Consider the following 17,009-nt stretch of genomic DNA (forward strand, 5'->3'; position numbering starts at 1 on the left):
CTTAGTTCACCGCGCGGGAGACGGCGGTCTCCCGGATCAGGGTTTCCGCCTCGGCCGAGGTCTGTTTGCCGGCGCGGTACTGGTCGAAGACCACGGTGCGGCGGCTGGCGTCGGCGGGGGTCATGGCGCGCGGTTGCTGGATGTCGCGCGGATCGGCGATCTGGGCCGCCAGATTGGCGGTGACGGCGCAGCCGAAGTTGGAGGCGGACTGGTTGTCGCCCGACCGGCTCAGATTGCCCCACGTCCGTCCGCACTGGGGCACGACGGCCCGCACGGTCTCGAAGCCGACGACCACCGGCGCGCGCGGATCGGGCGCGGCGTAGCTGGCCAGGCGGATTCGATCGGCGGGCACGCCCCATCCGGCCAGGGCGGCCTGGACGGCGTAGGCCTGGTTCAGGGCGACCGGATCGTCGCCGGCCGGCGTCTCGATCACCAGCGGCCCGCCCTCGGCCTGGGCGTAGCGGCCCGCCAGGGCCTGGAGGGCGGCGGCCTGCGCCGGCGACAGACCGGCGTCGTGCACGGCCAGGGCGATCCGGTCCAGGTTCGGCTCCACCTGAAGGACGTAGCGCGACGTCGGCGTCAGCGGCGGTTCTCCCCCCAGGCTGGCCGGCCCGCCGACGCAGGCGCCCAGCGACAGGGCGAGGGCGGTCGAAAGGGCGGCGAGGGCGGTGCGGTTCATCGTGCGGCTCATGGGGCGCTCACTCGATCACATAGCCGACCGAACCGGCCGGGGGCGCGTTCGGCAGCCCATAGACCTGGTTCAACTGGCCGAAGAGGATGGTCTGGCTGTCCGAGGCGATGCGCAGGCCGTCCGCCGGCGTCTGCATCCGGTCCGGCGAGGTCGGGCCGACGATATAGGGCTCGACGATGACCACCAGTTCGGTCTCGCCCATCAGATAGTCGCGCGAGCGGAAAAGCTGGCCCAGCACCGGAAGATTGGTGACGCCTGGCAGGGAATCGACGGCCTGGCGGCTGTTTTCCTGAAGCAGGCCGGCGATCATCATCGACCCGCCGGAGGGGATTTCGATGGTGTTCTCGCTGCGCCGCACGGTCAGGCCCGGCAGGGTGATCGAAGACGCCGTGCCCGCGCCGATGGTCAGGCCGCCCTGGGACGTCAGTTCCGACACCTCGACCTTGACCTGCAGGCTGATGCGCCCGCCCGAAAGGACGACGGGGCGGAACGACAGGCCCACGCCATAGGGTTTGTACTGAACCGTGATCTGGCCCTCGGCGTCGCGGCTGGCCGGCACGGGGAATTCGCCCCCGGCCAGGAAGCTGGCCGCCTCGCCGTTGACCGAGGTCAGATTCGGCTCGGCCAGGGTCCGAAGCAGGCCGACCCGCTCGAATGCCTTGACCATGGCCTCGCCCTTGTTCAGCCCGTCCGAGCCAGGGCCGGTGCCGGGCTGGGCGGTGTCCCAGTTCGACGGATCGCCCGGCGCGCCGCCGTTCACCGTATAAGGACACAAGGCGCCGGGCTCCCAGCCCGGCCCGATGCAGGGCGCCTGCATCTGATAGTTCTTGGTCGTGTCGATCGACGTGCCGGCGCTGATCCCGCCCAGCAGGGCGCCGTTGACGCCCCAGCTGGCGGCGTTGCCCAGCAGCCATTGGGTGTCGCCCAGCCGCCCGACGACGGCCGAGGTGTCGAAGCCCAGTTGTTTGATGACGTTGCGCTGAACCTCGACCACGCGCACCTTCAGCGTCACCTGGTCCGAACCTGGCACGGTGATCAGGTTCAACACCTTCTCAGGGGCGGAGACGAAGGCCGCGGCGATGCGCGTCGCCTGGACCGAGGCGGCCGGATTGTCCGCCACGCCGCTCAGGATGATGCTGTCGTTGACCGCCTCGGCGCGGACCTGCCCGCCCGGGATCATCCGGTTCAGCGTATCCTGCAGCGCGCTGGTGCCGGCGTCCACCCGCACCCGCAGGCTCAGGATCGTCCGACCCGCGCCGTCCAGGAAGACCGCGTCCGTTTCGCCGGGCGCCACGCCGATCACGGTGATGCGGCGGGGGGAATGCAGCATGGCCTCGGCCACCTGCGGATTGGACACGATCACGTCGCGGGCGTCGGCCGGCAGGTCCACGGCGAAGGAGGTGCCGCGCGGCAGATTGATCAGTTGCGGGGCCGCGCCCATCGACACGGCGGCACGGGTCTGGGCCGCGCCTGCGGGCGCGATCGCCACGCCAGCCAACAGGGCGCAGGCGACGGCGGCGGCCTTTCGAAACGAAGTGTGGCGCATCGGATCGGCTTTCATGGAACGGCCACCACCTCGGGCGCGCCGCCGCGATAGATGCGCACGGCCTGGGGCTGGGCGGCGGCGGCGCGTCGCCGCGTGGCGCCCGACGGCCCGGCGGTGTCGGCATAGGAGCGCAGCGCCAGCGACAATTCGCCCTCGGCCTTGGCCTGGGCCAGGAGCTCGGCGTCCTGGGGCCGGACCTCGAGCGTCGCGGTCGCCCCGACCACGGCCTGTTCGTCGTCGCCCGCGCGGGTCGACTGGTCGATGGCCAGGACCTTCAGATTCTGAAGCACCGTGCCGGACACGAATTTGGACTTGGCGGAGCCTTCGGCCGCGCCGTTGCGGCTGGTCTCGGCCGTCAGCACCACATCGACCCGGTCGCCCGGCAGGATGAAGCCGCCGGCCGCCGATTCCACGGTCACGGCGATGGCCATGGCCCGCATCCCCGGCTCCAGATAGGCGGCCAGATAGCCGCTGTCGCCGGCGCGGACGATCTTGCGCCCCACGATCGGCTCGCCGGCCAATATGGGCTCGCGCACGACCGCGCCGATATAGTCGGACTTGGCGCCGGTGACGGCCATGTCGGTCGCCGCCTTGGCGACCTTCTCCACGGCGCCGGCGGCCTTCTCGGCGGCGTTGGCCGCGGCCGGCTTGGCCGGAACGGGCGTTGCGCCGTCGGTGATGAAGACCGGCGCGACCTCGTCGACCGGCCAGTCCTTCCAGGACAGATCGGCCTCGGCGATCCGCTTGCCGGGTTCCAGATTCTTGGCCGCGACCAGGACCTTGGCCATCGGCCGGACCTCGACGGGCGCGGCGGCGGCGGGCGCGGCGGGTTCTTTGGACGACGATCCCATGGCCCGGACCACCAGGGCCAGACCGATGGCGGCGACGGCGGCGATACACAGAACGGCGATGCGGGCGGGCTTCATCCAGAATATCTCCGGCTGGCGCTCTGATCTCGGATTCAGTCCCCGACGCCTACCGTTAACGATCATGCCGGGTATCGGTTAACGCTTCCTAAGCGCGCCGAACGCCGGTCGGCCCGGCCCTAGCGCCCCGAAGCGAAGGCCAGAACCAGGCCGCTCTCGGGCAGGGCCATCAGGGCGCCGATGGCGATGGCGACGCCGTACGGAATGTCGCCCTTGGGCTGCATCAGATTGACGACCCAGCCCTGGGTCACGAAGGGCGAGACCGCCGAGAAGTGCTGACGCGCGGTCATCAGCAACAGGCAGAAGGCGCCGCCCACCACCCCTGTCGATAACAGGAAGGGCGCAACACCGCTCAATCCCATCCAGAGACAGCTGGCGGACAAAAGCTTGGCGTCGCCCCCGCCGATCCATCCCATGGCGAACATTCCCATGCCGACGGCCAGAGCAGCCAAGCCGACGCCGACGTGGACGGCGATATCCACCGGCGCGACGCCGACCAGCAGGGCGACGGGGAAGAAGGCGCCGACCAGAGTCAGGGAAATCCAGTTTGGAATCTTCATCGTCGTCAGGTCGTTCAGACCGCCGACGATGACGAGGGCTGGAAACACGCCGAGCGCAATGATTAGGATGATGTCCATGCAGCTATCGTCTCAGACAGGGCTTAAGGTTGAGTTGCCAAAACAGAAAAGGCCGGAGCTTTTCAGCCCCGGCCCGGCATTCTTAAACGTCTGCCAGTCTTAGCCGGCGGCGGTGTTCGCAGCGTCAAGCTTGGTCGAGACCTTCGTGAAGGTGTTCTTCAGGCTGGTGCTCATTGTGCCCAGAACGGCGATCAGGGCGACGGCGATCAGGGCGGCGATCAGGCCGTATTCGATGGCGGTGGCGCCGGATTCGTCTTTGGCGAAGCGCGAGATGAACTTGGTCATTGGTAGTCCCTTTTTGAAAATGATCTGGCGAGCAACTGGCGGGGGGAGCCGGTAGCCCGCTTGACCCCCAAACGCAGGATCACAATGCCGCACCCCCGTTAAATCTGAGTCACGAGACTTGGTTACGCACGGATTCACCAAAGAAAATTCTCGTACGTCGGCTTCAGCCTTTGTTGAGGATCGTCGGCGCATCATGCGCGCGTCCGCGTCTGCACGCGCCCTTCATCAGAGCCGCCGATGTCTCGCATCCCCGCCGTTCTTCTCGCCGCCGCCCTTTGCGCCCTGCCCGCCGTCTCCATCGCCCAGGACGGGGCGCTGAACGTCGAGATCGACCGTTCGGCGCGCGTCCAGCTGCGCGGAGCCGCCGCCTCCGTGATCGTGGCCAATCCCCAGATCGCCGATGTGTCGATGGTGGACGCCAACACCCTGTTCATCGTCGGCAAGGGCTATGGCGTGACCGAGGTGGTCGCCGTCGACGGCGTGGGCCGCACCCTCTTCCAGCGCGAGATCGTGGTGTCGGGCGGCGCGACCGGCTCGGTCAGGGTCTGGCGCGGCGCCCAAGCGACCGAAATGACCTGCGGCGCTTCCTGCTCGCCCAGCGTCCGCAGCGCGCCTGCGGTCGCGTCCAGCGCCCCCTGACCCCACCATGATCGCGCGCACCCTCCTGACGGCCTGGATGCGTCGCGCCCGCGTGCGGCGGGGTCGCGACGGCGTCGCCGCCGTCGAGTTCGCTATGGTGGCCCTTCCCTTCTTCCTGATGATCTTCTCGATCCTGGAACTGGGCATGGTCTTCGTGCTGGATTCCCTGCTGGAAACGGCGACGATGGAATCCGGGCGCCTGATCCGCACCGGCCAGGCCGATCAGCAGAAGTTCACGGCGGCCCGCTTCAAGACCGAACTGTGCGACCGGATGGTGTTGTTCAAGAGCGATTGCATCACGCGCGCCACCATCGACGTGCGCGTCATCCCCCAGTTCGCCACGCCCGACCCGCCCGATCCGATCACCAACGGCGAGATGGATCCAAGCAAGACCTTGTTCGACGGCGGCGATCCCGGCGATCTGATCCTGGTGCGCGTCTGGTACGCCCATCCGATGGCCAGCCCCCTGCTCAGCCAGGCCGCCTCGCGCATCGGACCAGGCAAGGTTCTGCTGCAATCCGCGACCGCCTTCCGCAACGAGCCGTGGACGAAGGCGGCGACGCCATGATCCGCCTTCGCAGACTGGCGCGGGACACGCGCGGCGTGGCGGCGGTGGAATTCGCCTTCCTCGCCCCCATTCTGATCCTGCTCTACTTCGGCCTGGTCGAGTTCTGTCAGGGTTATATGGCGCTGAAGCGCACGGGCCATGTGGCCTCCATGGTCGCCGACCTGGTGTCGCAGAACGACAAGGTGACGAAGACCCAGCTCACCGACATCTTCGCCATCGGCGACCAGATCATCAAGCCTTTCCCCAACAGCCCCCTGACCCAAAGGGTCAGCAGCGTGACCCGCGTCGACGCCACGACCTACAAGGTCGACTGGAGCGTCGGCCGCGGCATCGCGGCCAAGCTGACGCCAGCCCAAGCCAACATCCCGCCGAATATGCTGGGCCAAGGCGAGTCCGTCATCGTGGCCGAGGCGAACTACGACTATTCGTCGCCGTTCGATCAGGTCGCGCCCTATTTCACCCGGTTCGAGCGGGTGGCCTATCTGCGTCCGCGCACGGTCGACGTCATCCCCTGCTCCGGGGGCTGCTGAACCGCCGGGTTCACGCCCCGATCAGGGCCTCGCGCATGGCCGAAATCTTGACGTCCGTCTCGGCCTCCTCGGCGGCGGGGTCGCTGTCGGCGACGATGCCGGCCCCGGCCAGGGTGCGATAGCGCCACACGCCCCCCGCCCGTTCGAAGCTCGCCGTGCGGATCAGCACCGAGGCGGTCAGCGACCCGCCCTCGCCCACCAGGAACAGCGAGCCGCACCAGGGGCCGCGCGGCGGTTCGTGGGCGGCGATCACCTTCATGGCCTGGTGTTTGGGCGCCCCGGTGATCGAGCCGGGCGGGAAGGTCGCCTCCATCAGGTCCGCCGCCCCGACGCCCGCGCGCGCCCTGGCCGTCACGGTCGAGACCAGATGATGCACGGTCGGATGGGTCTCCACCGCGAACAGGGTCTCCACCCGCACCGAACCGGGCGCGGCGGCGCGCGCCAGGTCGTTGCGCATCAGGTCCACGATCATCAGGTTTTCGGCCCGGTCCTTGGCGCTGGCCAGAAGATCGGCGGCCAGGGCGGCGTCGGCCGCCGGGTCGTCGGCGCGGGGCCGGGTGCCCTTGATCGGGCGGGCCTCGATCCGGCGGCTGTCGGCGTCGAAACTCAGGAACAGTTCGGGCGAGTTGGAGACCAGCGCACGGTCCCCGATCCGCCAATAGGCCCCGAACGGCGCGGCCCTGTCCCGTTGCAGCCGCAGGAAGACGTCGAACGGATCGGCGTCGGGCTTCAACCTCCCCGACCAGGCGCGCGCCACATTGGCCTGGAACAGTTCGCCCGCCGCGATCCGCCCCACCACATCGGCGACCGCCGCGCGATAGGCGGCCGCCGTGGTCTCGGCCTGAAAACCTTCGGCGGGCGGAGGCGGCGTTTCGAGCGCGCGCGCCGTCGTCAGCCAGTTCAGGGCGCGATCCGCCGCCGCCTCGGCCTCCGCGACCGTCGCGCCCCGTCCGACCGCCCGCACCGCCCGCGCCCGGTGGTCGAAGGTCAGCATGGCCGGATAGCGGGCCAGCATCAGGTCAGGCCAGGCCGTCTCGCGCCGCCCCGTCGCCGGGCGCGCGCCCGCATCATAGGCGGCCAGGCCGGCCGTCCCCGCCGCGAAGGCCGGATCGCGCAGGGCCTCGAAGGCCGCCCGGTCCTCGATCGGCCCGACCTGGATCCGATCCGGCTGGACTGCGACATGGGACCAGCGCCCGCCCGGTCCGCCGTCGGACAACAGGGCCAGCAGCCCGTCCCCGCCATCCTCGGCCTTCGCCAGCCCCGCCGCCACCGCGACCGGATCGACCCAGGCCGCCGCGCGCACGACCTGGTGGTGAAAGTCGTCGCTCACGCCGACAGCCGGGCCGCGATCCGCTCGCGCCGATCCGCATCGACCCCGAGGGCGTCGCGCAGATAGGCGTCGACCGCGCCGTGGCGCGCCTCCACCTCCGTCAGGGCCGCCTCCAGATAGGCGGCCTCGACGCCCAGGAAGGCGACCACCGCGTCGTCGGCGGCGACGCGGCCGGTCATCTTGTGCAGTTGGCGCGCGATGGACGGCGCCCGCCCCGCCAGGTCCACAGCGACATTGGTCAGCAGATAGTCCTCGACCATGTCGTCGCGCGACACGCCCAGCAGATGGTGGGTCAGGGCGGCCAGGAAGCCCGTCCGGTCCTTGCCCGCCGCGCAATGGATGACGACCGGCCGATCCTGGTCGGCCAGAGCCTGGAAATAGCGGGCGAACACGTCCTGGTGCGCCGCGTCGAACGGCAGGCGGCGATAGACGTCCTGCATGAACCGCCGGCCCGAGGCGGGCGTCAGATCCTGGGTCTTCAGAAAGGTGATGTGCGGCGCCTCGACCCCGTCGTCGATCCCGCCCTCGATCACCAGGCCGGACCAGCCGTCCGGCCGGCGCGACGGCTGGTCCCGCCGCTCGCCCGGCCGGCGCAGATCGACCACCGCGCCGATGTCCAGCGCCTTCAGCCGCTCCAGGTCCGCCGCGCTGGCCCGCGCATGGTGGGCCGAGCGGAACAGCCGGCCGGGCCGCACCCGGCGGCCCGCCGCCGTGGCGTAGTCGCCATAGTCGCGAAAGTTGTCGATGGCCTCGAAGGCGTGAAGACGGTCGCTCATGCGCCGCCTTCTACCCGTTTTTCATCGCGCGGGCAGCAGGTCCGCCATCGCATCCAGATAGGCCAGGAAGGCGGCCCGGCCGGCCTCGGTCAGACTGGCCTCCGTCAAGGGCTTTCGGCCCCGGAAGCTCTTGGTCACGGCGACGAAGCCCGCCTCTTCCAGCTTGCGCAGATGGACCGAAAGATTGCCGTCCGTGGTCTGAAGCCGCGCCTTCAGCGTGGCGAAGTCCGCTCCGCCCGCCCCTGACAGATAGGCCATGATCCCCAGCCGGATGCGCCCGTGAATGACGTCGTCGATCCGGCCGATGTCGAAATCGTCGGCCATGCTCAGGCGGTCTCCGCCGGTTCCTGGCGCATCAGGATGATCCCGGGAACCAGGGCCACGGCGACGAGAACCACGGTGAAGACCCCGTAGATCGCGGCGCTGTCGATGAACCAGGCCACGCCCACCGCGGCCGCATAGGACAACAGCGCCGTCATCGACATCCAGCGCGTACGGGTCATGGCCGCCCCGATCAACCAGGCCGAGCCATAGGCGACCAGGACCGCGGTCGGCATCACCGCCATCCACGACCAGTTCCCGGTCTTCACCGACAGGGCGACCAGGGCCAGCCAGGTGACGAAGATGCCGTAGCCGACGGCCGACCAGGCCGCGCCCACCGCCTGATTGCCCGACGAGCGATGGCCGGGCTTGGACTGGATGCGGCCGATCAGGACCGTCAGCCCGACGGCGAACACGACGCCGGCGCCGATCCAAAGCCACAGAGACGCCCAGGGACTGAACTGCGCCAGCCCGCTCTGGATCGCCCACTGCCCCAGGCTGGCCGCGCCGAAGACGACGGCGGCGAGAACCAGAACGGGGCCGGCCAGCAAGGGGGCGTTGCGACCCTCGCGGGCCAGGTCGCGCATATAGGCGATATCGTCTTGAAGGGTATGGGTGTCGCGGGTCATCGTCGGCGCTCCTGAATGAGGACCACAGGATCGACGATAAACTTTGTTTTGTAAAGTGCTTTTACTCATGCAGCCCGCGCCATGAAAAAGGGGCGAAGCCTGCGCTTCGCCCCTCTTCGCATCGATGCGGTCTCGCCCGTTATAGTCGGGGCGCGCCGCCGCGTCCGCGAAGTCCGCCGGCCACCAAGGCGATGACGAACAGGATGATCGCGACGACCGCGACGAATTTGGCGATCTCGAACGAGAAGTTCGCGATGCCGCCGAAGCCTAGAACGGCCGCGACCAAGGCCACGACCAGGAAGATAATCGCCCAGCGCATCATGGGTTTAGCTCTCCTGCGTTGTTATGACCTCCGGCGACCCGTGAGCCGTTCGTCGGTACGCCCGATCAACGCCGCCGCGCCCTGGCTGTTCCCTGATCCAGCGCGATCAGCGACGGCGGCGGCGCGAATAGCCGCCGCGGTCCATCTTGCGATCGGCGACCATGCTGGCCACGATCGCCGCCAGGGCCGGATTGCGCAACAGCAGGAAGGCGGCGCCCAGGCCGCCCACGGCGCCGATGACCGGACGTTCGCGGATGATGTGGACGACCTTGCCCAACAGGCCGGACGGTTCGTCCTCCTCTTCGTCCCCCTCGTCCGACCCGCCGCGAAGGAAGACGAAGATCACGATCAGGGCGACCAGGGCGAACAGGCCGAAGGTGACGGCGGCGGCCCCCAGCGGCGTCAGCTTGAGGCTGAGCGCATAGAAGATCGTCAACCCCAGGAAGATGACGGCCAGAAAGGCGCTGGCGGCGACGACGGCCGTCGCGACCAGCTTTTTGACGAGCGCCTTGAACATCAGCGGCGACGACCGGCCAGCAGCATGCCCAGGATCACTCCGACGCCCAGCGCCACGGCGGTCGATTGCAGCGGACGCTCCTGCACCCGCTCGACCACATAACGTTGCGCCTCGTCCAGGCGCTCGGCGGCGTCGTCGTAATATTCGCGGCCGCGCGTGCGGGCGGTGTCGTAATAGCCGCGCGCCTGTTCGCGCACTTCCTCGCTCTTGGCGCGCAGCTTGGCCTCGGCCTCGGCCGCCTTTTCGCGCAGGCGCTGGGTCTCTTCGCGGGCGCCGGTCTTCAGATCCTCCTTGAGGGTCTTCAGGTCGGCCTTGATGTCTTCTCGGGCCTTGGTGCTGGCCATGATGCGCGCTCCGTTGAAAGCTTGGCGGTAGAATAGAGAACCCCGTACGGCAACGCCACTCCCGGCGCGAAGTTCCCGCCAGGCGACGATCCTACCGGTCTTCTCCGCCCCCTCGCCAGACCCTGGCCGGCGCATTAGAACACGGCCATGACCCAATGGCTGTTCCCGCCCCGTCCCGTCCCTTCCCTGCCCGTCGTGGGCCGCGACGCGCGTTTTCCCGTGCGCCGCATCCTGTGCGTCGGTCAGAACTACGCCGCCCATGCGCGCGAGATGGGGTCCGACCCGGACAAGCAGACGCCCTTCTTCTTCTCCAAGCCCGGCGACGCCCTGGTGTCGGACGGCGCGGACCCGGCCTATCCCCCCGCAACCGACGAGCTGCATTACGAGGCTGAACTGGTCGCCGCCATCGGCCCGACGGCGGACGGCGGGATCGGGATCGTCGGCTGGGCGGTCGGCTGCGACCTGACGCGCCGCGATCTCCAGGCCGAGGCCAAGAAGGCCGGCCGCCCCTGGGACGCCGCCAAGGGGTTCGACCAGTCCGCGCCGTGCGGCCCCCTGACCTTGGGCGCCCTGCCCGACCCCGCCGGCGCCATCCGGCTGACCGTCAATGGCGAGACCAGACAGGACAGCGTGCTGAACGACATGATCCTGAACCCCGACCGCATCGTCGAGGCGGCGGCCGCCCTGTGGTCGCTCCAGCCCGGCGACCTGATCTTCACCGGCACCCCGTCGGGCGTCGGCCCCTTGAAGCCCGGCGACCGCGTGGTCGTGACCATCGCCGGGCTGGAGACGCTCCGCTTCGAGATCCGCCCGTGATCCTGCACGGCTACTGGCGCTCGGGCGCCAGCTACCGGGTGCGGATCGCCCTGGCGTTGAAGGGGATCGGCTACGACCTGGCCGCCCACGATCTCAGAACGGGCGAGCAGAAGGCCCCGGACTATCTGGCCCTGAACCCCCAAGGCATGGTGCCCGCGCTTCAGACCGGCGACCGCGTCCTGATCCAGAGCCCGGCCATACTGGAATGGCTGGAGGAGACCCATCCGTCTCCGCCGCTTCTGCCCTCGGCCGCCGACGACCGGGCGGCGGTGCGGGCCATGTGCGCCCTGATCGGCTGCGACATCCATCCGCTGAACAATCTGCGCGTGTTGAAGGCGCTGCGCGCCGACTTCGCCGCCGACCAGGCCGCGGTGAACGCCTGGGCCGCCGCCTGGATCGCGCCGGGCTTCGATGCGCTTCAGGCCCTGGTCGACCGGCATGGGGCGGACTGGTGCTTCGGCGACGCCCCGACCCTGGCCGACTGCTATCTGATCCCGCAGCTCTATTCGGCCCGCCGGTTCGACATGGACCTGTCGCCCTGGCCGCATCTCCTGGCCGTCGAGGCGCGGGCGCAGGCCCATCCCGCCTTCGAAGCCGCCCACCCGGATCGCCAGCCGGACGCCGATTGAAACCATCCCCCGCCGACGCATATCGGCGGTGGATAAGTAGGGTTCGCTTAAGGTCTCGCTCAGCGTCCCTTAAGCATTGCGCGCCACAGTGCGGGGGTGTCGTATTCCCCCGCCACACCTTCGGCGTCCTCGCCCACCCATCGCCTGGCCCTGGCCGTGGTGACGGCGCCCGAACGCGCGCCCGGCGCCTTCATGAGCGCCCCGTCCGGCGCGCGCGAGGACGCCATGCGGTTCCTGCTTCAGACCGGGGCCGACGCGGGGGTCAAGCTGATCGCCACCCGGCCGGAGGGCGATGGCGAACGTCTGCTGGGCCAGGCCTGGCCCTTCCCCTCGCCCTTCCAGGTCACGGTCCGCACCGTCGCCCTGAGCGAGGGCCTGGACCGGGTCGAGGCGCGCGCCCGCCGCTCCCTGGAACGGATGGGCCTGCCGCGCGGCGACGTCCTTCTGATCTCCAGCGCCGCCGACCTGGCGGGCGCCGAGGGCCGCGCCCTGTGGGACCGCGCCCGCAGCCTGAAGGATCGCGGCCTGTTCCGCCGCATCGGCTTCTGCGCCACGCTGGAGGACGGCCCGGCCCTGCTGGCCCGCCGGCTGGAGGCGGACGTGATCCAGATTCCCTGCAGCCTGCTGGATCAGCGCGCGGCCCAGGAGGGCGTGCTGGAGGCCGTCGCCGACGCCGGCGCGGCGGTGCATCTGTCCTCCGTCTTCGCCGACGGCCTGCTGTTCGCAGGCGGCGAGGATCTGCCGCCCGAACTGGCCAGCCACGCCCAGGCCCTGTCGCGCACCCGCCGCCGCCTGGCCGAACAACGCTGCGACCCCATGCAGGCGGCCCTGGCCTACGCCCTGTCGCTGAAGGGGGTGGACAAGGTCGTGGCCAGCGTCGCCTCGGCCGCCGAACTGCGCGCCATCCTGGCCGCCGCCCACGCCCCCTGCCCCGATCTGGACTGGTCGGCCCTGGCCCTGGAGGCGCCCGCCGCCTTCACCGACGCCCGTTTGCGCATCTCCAGCGCCGCCTGACCCCGCCGACAAGCCTGTGCAAGGTCCGTCGTTCGCCCTTGAGGCGCGCGGCGCGATCCTTCACCCTGTCGGGGCATGAACGCCCCGGTCTCTCACCCCCCTGAAATCGCCGCCTCGCTGGAAGGCGCGACGCCCTTCATGGCGCAGTATCTGACGGCCAAGGCGGGCCAGCCGGACGCCATCCTGTTCTTCCGCATGGGCGATTTCTACGAGCTGTTCTTCAAGGACGCCGAGGTCGCGGCCGCTGCGCTCGGCATCACCTTGACCAAGCGCGGCAAGCATCAGGGCGATGACATTCCGATGGCCGGGGTGCCGGTCCATGCGATGGAGGGCTATCTGGCCCGGCTGATCCGCCTGGGTCACAAGGTGGCCATCTGCGAACAGCTGGAAGACCCCGCCGAGGCCAAGAAGCGCGGCGGCAAGGCCGTGGTCCATCGCGGCGTGGTGCGCGTCGTCACGCCCGGCACCCTGACCGAGGATTCGTTGCTGGATGCGCGCGGCGCCAACCGTCTGGCGGCCGTGGCGGTGCGCAAGGGACGGGCGGCTGTCGCCGTGATCGAACTGTCGTCCGGCGCGGTCGACAGCGTGGCCTGCGCGGTCGAGGACATGGGCGCGGCCCTGGCCGCCTTCCGCCCCTCCGAGGTCCTGGTCACGGACCGCATCTATTCGGACGCGACGACGCGCGACGCCCTGGACGGGTCGGGCGGGGTGGTCCAGGCCCTGGCCGGCGCCATCGCCGAACCCCAGGCCGCGCGAACGCGGGTCGAACGGCTGTACGGCGTGGCGGCCCTGGACGGCTTCGGCGCCTTCGAGGAGGCCGAGGTCTCGGCCCTGGGCCTGATCGCCGCCTATCTGGAAACGACCCAGGCCGGCAAGGTTCCTGCCCTGGCCCCGCCGCGCCGCCTGGGCGAAAGCGGCTTTCTGGCCATCGACCCGGCGACCCGCGCCAGTCTCGAGATCGACCGCACCCAGAGGGGCGAGCGCGAAGGCAGTCTCTTGGCCTGCATCGACCGCACCGTCACCTCGGGCGGCGCCCGCGCCCTGGCCGAACGGATCGCCCGCCCCTTGCGCGACCCCCTGGCGATCAACGAACAGCTGGACGCCGTCGAATGGCTGCTGGAGCGCCGCGACCTGCGCCGCAATCTGCGCGAGGGCTTGAAAGCCTCCTCCGACATCGCGCGCGCGGTGGGCCGCCTGGCCCTGGGCCGCGGCGGACCGCGCGACCTGGCCGCCGTGCGGATCGGCCTGTCGGCGGCCGAGCGTCTGTCGGGCCTGTTCATCGGCCAGGTCGATCCCCTGACCGGCCGGCCGCGCCGCATCGCCGTGGCGCTGGATCGCCTGGGCCTGTCGCCGGACCTGTCGCGCCTGATGGCCGACCTGATCGACGGTCTGGTGGACGAGCCGTCGCATCTGGCGCGCGACGGCGGCTTCGTCCGCCCCGACTATCGCCCCGAACTGGACGCCGCCCGCACCCTGCGCGACGACAGCCGCCGCGTGGTCGCCGATCTGGAAGCCCGCGCCGTGGCCGAATCCGGCGTGCCGTTCAAGGTCAAGCACAACGCCGTCCTGGGCTATTTCCTGGAGACCTCAGCCAAGGCCGCCGAGGGATTGCTGCGCGCCGGCCCCGACAGCCCCTTCATCCACCGCCAGACGCTGGCCAGCCAGGTCCGTTTCACCACCGTCGAACTGTCCGAGCTCGACGCCCGGATCAGCCAGGCCGGCCACCGCGCCCTGGCGATCGAGACCGAGACCTTCGAGACCTGGCGGCGCGAGGTCGCACGCCTGGCCCAGCCGCTGCAGGCCGTGGCCGAGGCCCTGGCCGAACTGGACGCCCACACCGCCCTGGCCGAGTGGGCGCAAGAAACCGGCGCCGTCCGCCCGGTCGTGGACGACACCCTGGCCTTTTGCGTCGAGGCCGGCCGCCATCCGGTGGTCGAGGCGGCGGTCAAGGCGGCGGGCGATCCCTACACCCCCAACAACGCCCGGCTGGATGGATCGGGCCGGGACGGCGCGCGCCTGGCCATCGTCACCGGCCCGAACATGGCCGGTAAATCGACCTTCCTGCGCCAGAACGCCCTTCTGGTCATCCTGGCCCAGGCCGGGGCCTTCGTGCCCGCCCGATCGATGCGGCTGGGCGTGGTGGACCGGCTGTTCAGCCGCGTCGGCGCCGGCGACGATCTGGCGCGCGGCCGCTCCACCTTCATGATGGAGATGGTCGAGACGGCCGCCATTCTGACCCAGGCCACGCCCCGCAGTTTCGTGGTGCTGGACGAGATCGGACGCGGCACGGCGACCTACGACGGCCTGGCCATCGCCTGGGCCACCGCCGAGGCCCTGCACGAGACCAATCGCGCCCGCACCCTGTTCGCCACCCACTATCACGAGCTGGCCCAGCTGGAGACGCGGCTGGATCACGTCTGCAACCTGTCGATGGTCGCCAAGGAATGGAACGGCGACCTGGTCTTCCTGCACGAGGCGGCGCCCGGCGCCGCCGACCGCTCCTATGGCGTGCAGGTGGCCAAGCTGGCCGGCGTGCCCGGCGCCGTCGTCGCCCGCGCCCGCTCGGTGCTGGAGCGGCTGGAGGGCGAAAAGGCCGCCGCCGCCCGTCTGGACGACCTGCCCCTGTTCGCCGTCGCCGAACCGGAGCCGGTGCGCGGTCCGTCGCCCTTGGAACTGGCCCTTCGCGACGTCGACCCCGACGAATTGACCCCGCGCGAGGCGCTGGAGGCGCTTTATCGGCTGAAGGGTCTGGCCTGAAAATCCTCCCCCGTGCAGCGCAGCGAAACGGGGGAGGGGGACCATGCGCAGCATGGTGGAGGGGGCGGATGCCGCACCCATCGCTTAGGTGGCGACGGCAAACCTGGCATCGACAGCGGAGACGCGTTCGCCCCCTCCACCGCTTCGCGGTCCCCCTCCCCCGCTAACGCAGGGGAGGATTTTCAAAATCAGGCCTGCATCATCCAGCCTTCGACATCCATGGCCGCCTGGCGGACGGCTTCCGAACGGGTCGGGTGGGCGTGGCAGGTGCGGGCGATGTCTTCCGACGCCCCGCCGAAGCTCATGGTGATGGCGGCCTCGTGGATCATTTCGCCGGCCTGCGGGCCCATGATGTGCACGCCCAGCACCTTGTCGGTCGCGGCGTCGGCCAGCACCTTCACGAAGCCGTCGGTCTCGTGGTTGATCTTGGCGCGGCTGTTGGCGGCGAAGGGGAATTTGCCCTTCTTGTAGGCGACGCCTGAGGCCTTCAGCTGGTCCTCGGTCTGACCGACCCAGGCCACTTCGGGGAAGGTGTAGACGACGCTGGGCACCAGGGCGTAGTCGACGTGGCCGTATTTGCCGGCGATGGTATCGATCACGGCAACCGCGTCCTCTTCCGCCTTGTGCGCCAGCATCGGGCCGTGGGTCACGTCGCCGATCACCCAGACGCCGCCCTCGTTGACTTGGCCAGCCACCTTGAAGTGGTCGTGATCGATGAAGCCGCGCTTGTCCGGCGTCACGCCCACGCTCTCCAGACCCAGACCATCCGTGTACGGACGACGACCAATGGCCACCAGAACCACGTCGCCCTTGATCATCTCGGCGGCGCCGCCGGCCGACGGTTCGACCGTCAGCTCCACGCCGTCCTTGCCGGACTTGGCGGCCGTGACCTTGGCGCCCAGTTTGAAGACCATCCCCTGTTTGGTCAGGGTGCGCTGGAAGGCGGTGGCGACTTCCGCGTCCATGCCGGGCGTGATCCGGTCCAGGAACTCCACCACCGTGACCTCCGCGCCCAGGCGGCGCCAGACCGAACCCAGCTCCAGGCCGATGATGCCCGCGCCGACCACGATCAGCTTCTTGGGCACGGCCGGCAACGACAGGGCGCCGGTGGAATCGATCACCTTGCCGTCCTCGAAGGCGACGCCCGGCAACGGGGTCGGCTCGGAGCCGGTGGCGATGACGATGTTCCTGGCGTCCAGCGTCTGGACCGCGCCGTCGGCGGCGGTCACTTCGACCCTGCCCTGCCCGACGATCTTGCCCTTGCCCTTGATCCACTCGACCTTGTTCTTCTTGAACAGGAACTCGATCCCCTTGGTCAACGTCAGGACGCTGTCGTCCTTGGCCTTGTGCATCTGGCCCAGGTTCAGCTTGGGCGAGACCTCGATGCCGATCTTGGCGAACTCGCCGTTCGCGGCGTCCCACAGTTCCGAGGCGTGCAGCAGGGCCTTGGAGGGCATGCAGCCGACGTTCAGGCAGGTGCCGCCCAGGGTCTCGCGCATCTCGACGCAGGCGACCTTCAGACCCAACTGGCCGGCGCGGATCGCGGCGTTGTAGCCGCCCGGCCCTCCGCCGATGATGACGACGTCGTAGGAAGCTTCGGCCATGGTGTCCTCTGATCGTTCGGTGCGGGGGAGAGGCCCCGCGAATACAGGCTCTCGGGGCTGTAGGCAGCCGCCCCGTCGGGGTCAACCGCCCCACCGGCATATGGGGTCGCGAATGCGACCTTTGGAG

The 17,009-nt window shown here is 69.9% G+C and carries 20 protein-coding genes; 7 read left to right on the forward strand and 13 right to left on the reverse strand.

All coding sequences use genetic code 11. The features are described from left to right. Window position 1: 1 nt before the first annotated feature. From AC0L6G_RS10250 to AC0L6G_RS10270, 5 genes are all read right to left on the reverse strand, one after another. Window positions 2-691 (reverse strand): CpaD family pilus assembly protein, encoded by a 690-nt coding sequence (locus AC0L6G_RS10250; RefSeq protein ID WP_473252130.1) that lies wholly within the window; start codon window positions 689-691, stop codon window positions 2-4. 7 nt (window positions 692-698) lie between these two features. Beyond that, on the reverse strand, window positions 699-2,237 hold the full coding sequence (locus AC0L6G_RS10255) for a type II and III secretion system protein family protein (RefSeq protein WP_473252131.1): 1,539 nt from the start codon (window positions 2,235-2,237) through the stop codon (window positions 699-701). A gap of 11 nt (window positions 2,238-2,248) precedes the next feature. Then, window positions 2,249-3,163 (reverse strand): Flp pilus assembly protein CpaB, encoded by a 915-nt coding sequence (cpaB, locus tag AC0L6G_RS10260; RefSeq protein ID WP_473252132.1) that lies wholly within the window; start codon window positions 3,161-3,163, stop codon window positions 2,249-2,251. A 119-nt stretch (window positions 3,164-3,282) separates the two neighbouring features. Further along, window positions 3,283-3,801 (reverse strand): A24 family peptidase, encoded by a 519-nt coding sequence (locus AC0L6G_RS10265; RefSeq protein WP_473252133.1) that lies wholly within the window; start codon window positions 3,799-3,801, stop codon window positions 3,283-3,285. 99 nt (window positions 3,802-3,900) lie between these two features. Next, window positions 3,901-4,086, reverse strand: a complete 186-nt coding sequence (locus AC0L6G_RS10270) for a Flp family type IVb pilin (protein ID WP_473252134.1) — start codon at window positions 4,084-4,086, stop codon at window positions 3,901-3,903. Between the two features lie 237 nt (window positions 4,087-4,323). Here AC0L6G_RS10270 and AC0L6G_RS10275 point away from each other — a divergent pair, with 237 nt between their 5' ends. Genes AC0L6G_RS10275 through AC0L6G_RS10285 form a run of 3 tightly spaced genes read left to right on the forward strand, consistent with a single transcriptional unit; the run spans window position 4,324 to window position 5,823 of the window. After that, a complete protein-coding gene (locus AC0L6G_RS10275) occupies window positions 4,324-4,725 on the forward strand; it encodes a pilus assembly protein N-terminal domain-containing protein (protein ID WP_473252135.1) in 402 nt (133 codons plus the stop codon). A gap of 7 nt (window positions 4,726-4,732) precedes the next feature. Beyond that, complete coding sequence (locus AC0L6G_RS10280; RefSeq protein WP_473252136.1) at window positions 4,733-5,293, forward strand: TadE/TadG family type IV pilus assembly protein; 561 nt, start codon at window positions 4,733-4,735, stop codon at window positions 5,291-5,293. Further along, window positions 5,290-5,823: a TadE/TadG family type IV pilus assembly protein gene (locus AC0L6G_RS10285; protein WP_473252138.1), complete on the forward strand. Its 534-nt coding sequence runs from the start codon at window positions 5,290-5,292 to the stop codon at window positions 5,821-5,823. Before AC0L6G_RS10280 ends, AC0L6G_RS10285 begins: the two co-directional genes overlap by 4 nt. Window positions 5,824-5,833: 10 nt before the next feature. Here the strand turns inward: AC0L6G_RS10285 and AC0L6G_RS10290 are convergent, their stop codons facing one another. The 7 genes from AC0L6G_RS10290 to AC0L6G_RS10320 form a co-directional block, all read right to left on the reverse strand. Further along, window positions 5,834-7,153 (reverse strand): anthranilate synthase component I family protein, encoded by a 1,320-nt coding sequence (locus AC0L6G_RS10290; protein WP_473252139.1) that lies wholly within the window; start codon window positions 7,151-7,153, stop codon window positions 5,834-5,836. Continuing rightward, window positions 7,150-7,929, reverse strand: coding sequence for a tyrosine-protein phosphatase (locus tag AC0L6G_RS10295; protein WP_473252140.1), 780 nt, complete (start codon window positions 7,927-7,929; stop codon window positions 7,150-7,152). The genes AC0L6G_RS10290 and AC0L6G_RS10295 overlap by 4 nt, the downstream gene beginning before the upstream one ends. Window positions 7,930-7,950: 21 nt before the next feature. Then, complete coding sequence (locus tag AC0L6G_RS10300; RefSeq protein ID WP_291538787.1) at window positions 7,951-8,253, reverse strand: winged helix-turn-helix domain-containing protein; 303 nt, start codon at window positions 8,251-8,253, stop codon at window positions 7,951-7,953. Between the two features lie 2 nt (window positions 8,254-8,255). Beyond that, window positions 8,256-8,879: a hypothetical protein gene (locus tag AC0L6G_RS10305; RefSeq protein WP_473252141.1), complete on the reverse strand. Its 624-nt coding sequence runs from the start codon at window positions 8,877-8,879 to the stop codon at window positions 8,256-8,258. Between the two features lie 139 nt (window positions 8,880-9,018). After that, entirely contained in the window at window positions 9,019-9,201 is a 183-nt protein-coding gene (locus AC0L6G_RS10310; RefSeq protein WP_291538791.1) for a DUF1328 domain-containing protein, read from the reverse strand. Between the two features lie 106 nt (window positions 9,202-9,307). Beyond that, window positions 9,308-9,718 carry a hypothetical protein gene (locus tag AC0L6G_RS10315; protein ID WP_291538794.1) on the reverse strand — a complete coding sequence of 137 codons (411 nt, stop codon included), beginning with the start codon at window positions 9,716-9,718 and terminating at the stop codon, window positions 9,308-9,310. After that, on the reverse strand, window positions 9,718-10,062 hold the full coding sequence (locus tag AC0L6G_RS10320) for an ElaB/YgaM/YqjD family protein (protein WP_291538797.1): 345 nt from the start codon (window positions 10,060-10,062) through the stop codon (window positions 9,718-9,720). Before AC0L6G_RS10320 ends, AC0L6G_RS10315 begins: the two co-directional genes overlap by 1 nt. A 147-nt stretch (window positions 10,063-10,209) precedes the next feature. Between AC0L6G_RS10320 and AC0L6G_RS10325 the strand changes: the two genes are divergently transcribed. From AC0L6G_RS10325 to mutS, 4 genes are all read left to right on the forward strand, one after another. Further along, the gene (locus tag AC0L6G_RS10325) at window positions 10,210-10,878 is read left to right on the forward strand and encodes a fumarylacetoacetate hydrolase family protein (RefSeq protein ID WP_473252142.1); all 669 of its coding nucleotides are present in this window, start codon (window positions 10,210-10,212) and stop codon (window positions 10,876-10,878) included. Beyond that, window positions 10,875-11,507, forward strand: a complete 633-nt coding sequence (maiA, locus tag AC0L6G_RS10330) for a maleylacetoacetate isomerase (RefSeq protein ID WP_473252143.1) — start codon at window positions 10,875-10,877, stop codon at window positions 11,505-11,507. Before AC0L6G_RS10325 ends, maiA begins: the two co-directional genes overlap by 4 nt. A 96-nt stretch (window positions 11,508-11,603) precedes the next feature. Beyond that, window positions 11,604-12,521 (forward strand): aldo/keto reductase, encoded by a 918-nt coding sequence (locus AC0L6G_RS10335; protein WP_293826755.1) that lies wholly within the window; start codon window positions 11,604-11,606, stop codon window positions 12,519-12,521. 75 nt (window positions 12,522-12,596) lie between these two features. Then, window positions 12,597-15,278 carry a DNA mismatch repair protein MutS gene (gene mutS, locus AC0L6G_RS10340; protein WP_473252144.1) on the forward strand — a complete coding sequence of 894 codons (2,682 nt, stop codon included), beginning with the start codon at window positions 12,597-12,599 and terminating at the stop codon, window positions 15,276-15,278. A 188-nt stretch (window positions 15,279-15,466) separates the two neighbouring features. Here the strand turns inward: mutS and lpdA are convergent, their stop codons facing one another. Then, window positions 15,467-16,882 carry a dihydrolipoyl dehydrogenase gene (gene lpdA, locus AC0L6G_RS10345; RefSeq protein WP_473252145.1) on the reverse strand — a complete coding sequence of 472 codons (1,416 nt, stop codon included), beginning with the start codon at window positions 16,880-16,882 and terminating at the stop codon, window positions 15,467-15,469. Between the last annotated feature and the right edge of the window lie 127 nt (window positions 16,883-17,009).

The organism is Brevundimonas sp. D3-1P, from assembly GCF_055809335.1.

What these genes read in the sequence shown, in the direction of transcription:
- AC0L6G_RS10250 (WP_473252130.1), bottom strand. Translation starts at nt 691, where the DNA reads ATGAGCCGCACGATGAACCGCACCGCCCTCGCCGCCCTTTCGACCGCC.
- AC0L6G_RS10255 (WP_473252131.1), bottom strand. Translation starts at nt 2,237, where the DNA reads ATGCGCCACACTTCGTTTCGAAAGGCCGCCGCCGTCGCCTGCGCCCTG.
- cpaB (WP_473252132.1), bottom strand. Translation starts at nt 3,163, where the DNA reads ATGAAGCCCGCCCGCATCGCCGTTCTGTGTATCGCCGCCGTCGCCGCC.
- AC0L6G_RS10265 (WP_473252133.1), bottom strand. Translation starts at nt 3,801, where the DNA reads ATGGACATCATCCTAATCATTGCGCTCGGCGTGTTTCCAGCCCTCGTC.
- AC0L6G_RS10270 (WP_473252134.1), bottom strand. Translation starts at nt 4,086, where the DNA reads ATGACCAAGTTCATCTCGCGCTTCGCCAAAGACGAATCCGGCGCCACC.
- AC0L6G_RS10275 (WP_473252135.1), top strand. Translation starts at nt 4,324, where the DNA reads ATGTCTCGCATCCCCGCCGTTCTTCTCGCCGCCGCCCTTTGCGCCCTG.
- AC0L6G_RS10280 (WP_473252136.1), top strand. Translation starts at nt 4,733, where the DNA reads ATGATCGCGCGCACCCTCCTGACGGCCTGGATGCGTCGCGCCCGCGTG.
- AC0L6G_RS10285 (WP_473252138.1), top strand. Translation starts at nt 5,290, where the DNA reads ATGATCCGCCTTCGCAGACTGGCGCGGGACACGCGCGGCGTGGCGGCG.
- AC0L6G_RS10295 (WP_473252140.1), bottom strand. Translation starts at nt 7,929, where the DNA reads ATGAGCGACCGTCTTCACGCCTTCGAGGCCATCGACAACTTTCGCGAC.
- AC0L6G_RS10300 (WP_291538787.1), bottom strand. Translation starts at nt 8,253, where the DNA reads ATGGCCGACGATTTCGACATCGGCCGGATCGACGACGTCATTCACGGG.
- AC0L6G_RS10305 (WP_473252141.1), bottom strand. Translation starts at nt 8,879, where the DNA reads ATGACCCGCGACACCCATACCCTTCAAGACGATATCGCCTATATGCGC.
- AC0L6G_RS10310 (WP_291538791.1), bottom strand. Translation starts at nt 9,201, where the DNA reads ATGATGCGCTGGGCGATTATCTTCCTGGTCGTGGCCTTGGTCGCGGCC.
- AC0L6G_RS10315 (WP_291538794.1), bottom strand. Translation starts at nt 9,718, where the DNA reads ATGTTCAAGGCGCTCGTCAAAAAGCTGGTCGCGACGGCCGTCGTCGCC.
- AC0L6G_RS10320 (WP_291538797.1), bottom strand. Translation starts at nt 10,062, where the DNA reads ATGGCCAGCACCAAGGCCCGAGAAGACATCAAGGCCGACCTGAAGACC.
- AC0L6G_RS10325 (WP_473252142.1), top strand. Translation starts at nt 10,210, where the DNA reads ATGACCCAATGGCTGTTCCCGCCCCGTCCCGTCCCTTCCCTGCCCGTC.
- mutS (WP_473252144.1), top strand. Translation starts at nt 12,597, where the DNA reads ATGAACGCCCCGGTCTCTCACCCCCCTGAAATCGCCGCCTCGCTGGAA.
- lpdA (WP_473252145.1), bottom strand. Translation starts at nt 16,882, where the DNA reads ATGGCCGAAGCTTCCTACGACGTCGTCATCATCGGCGGAGGGCCGGGC.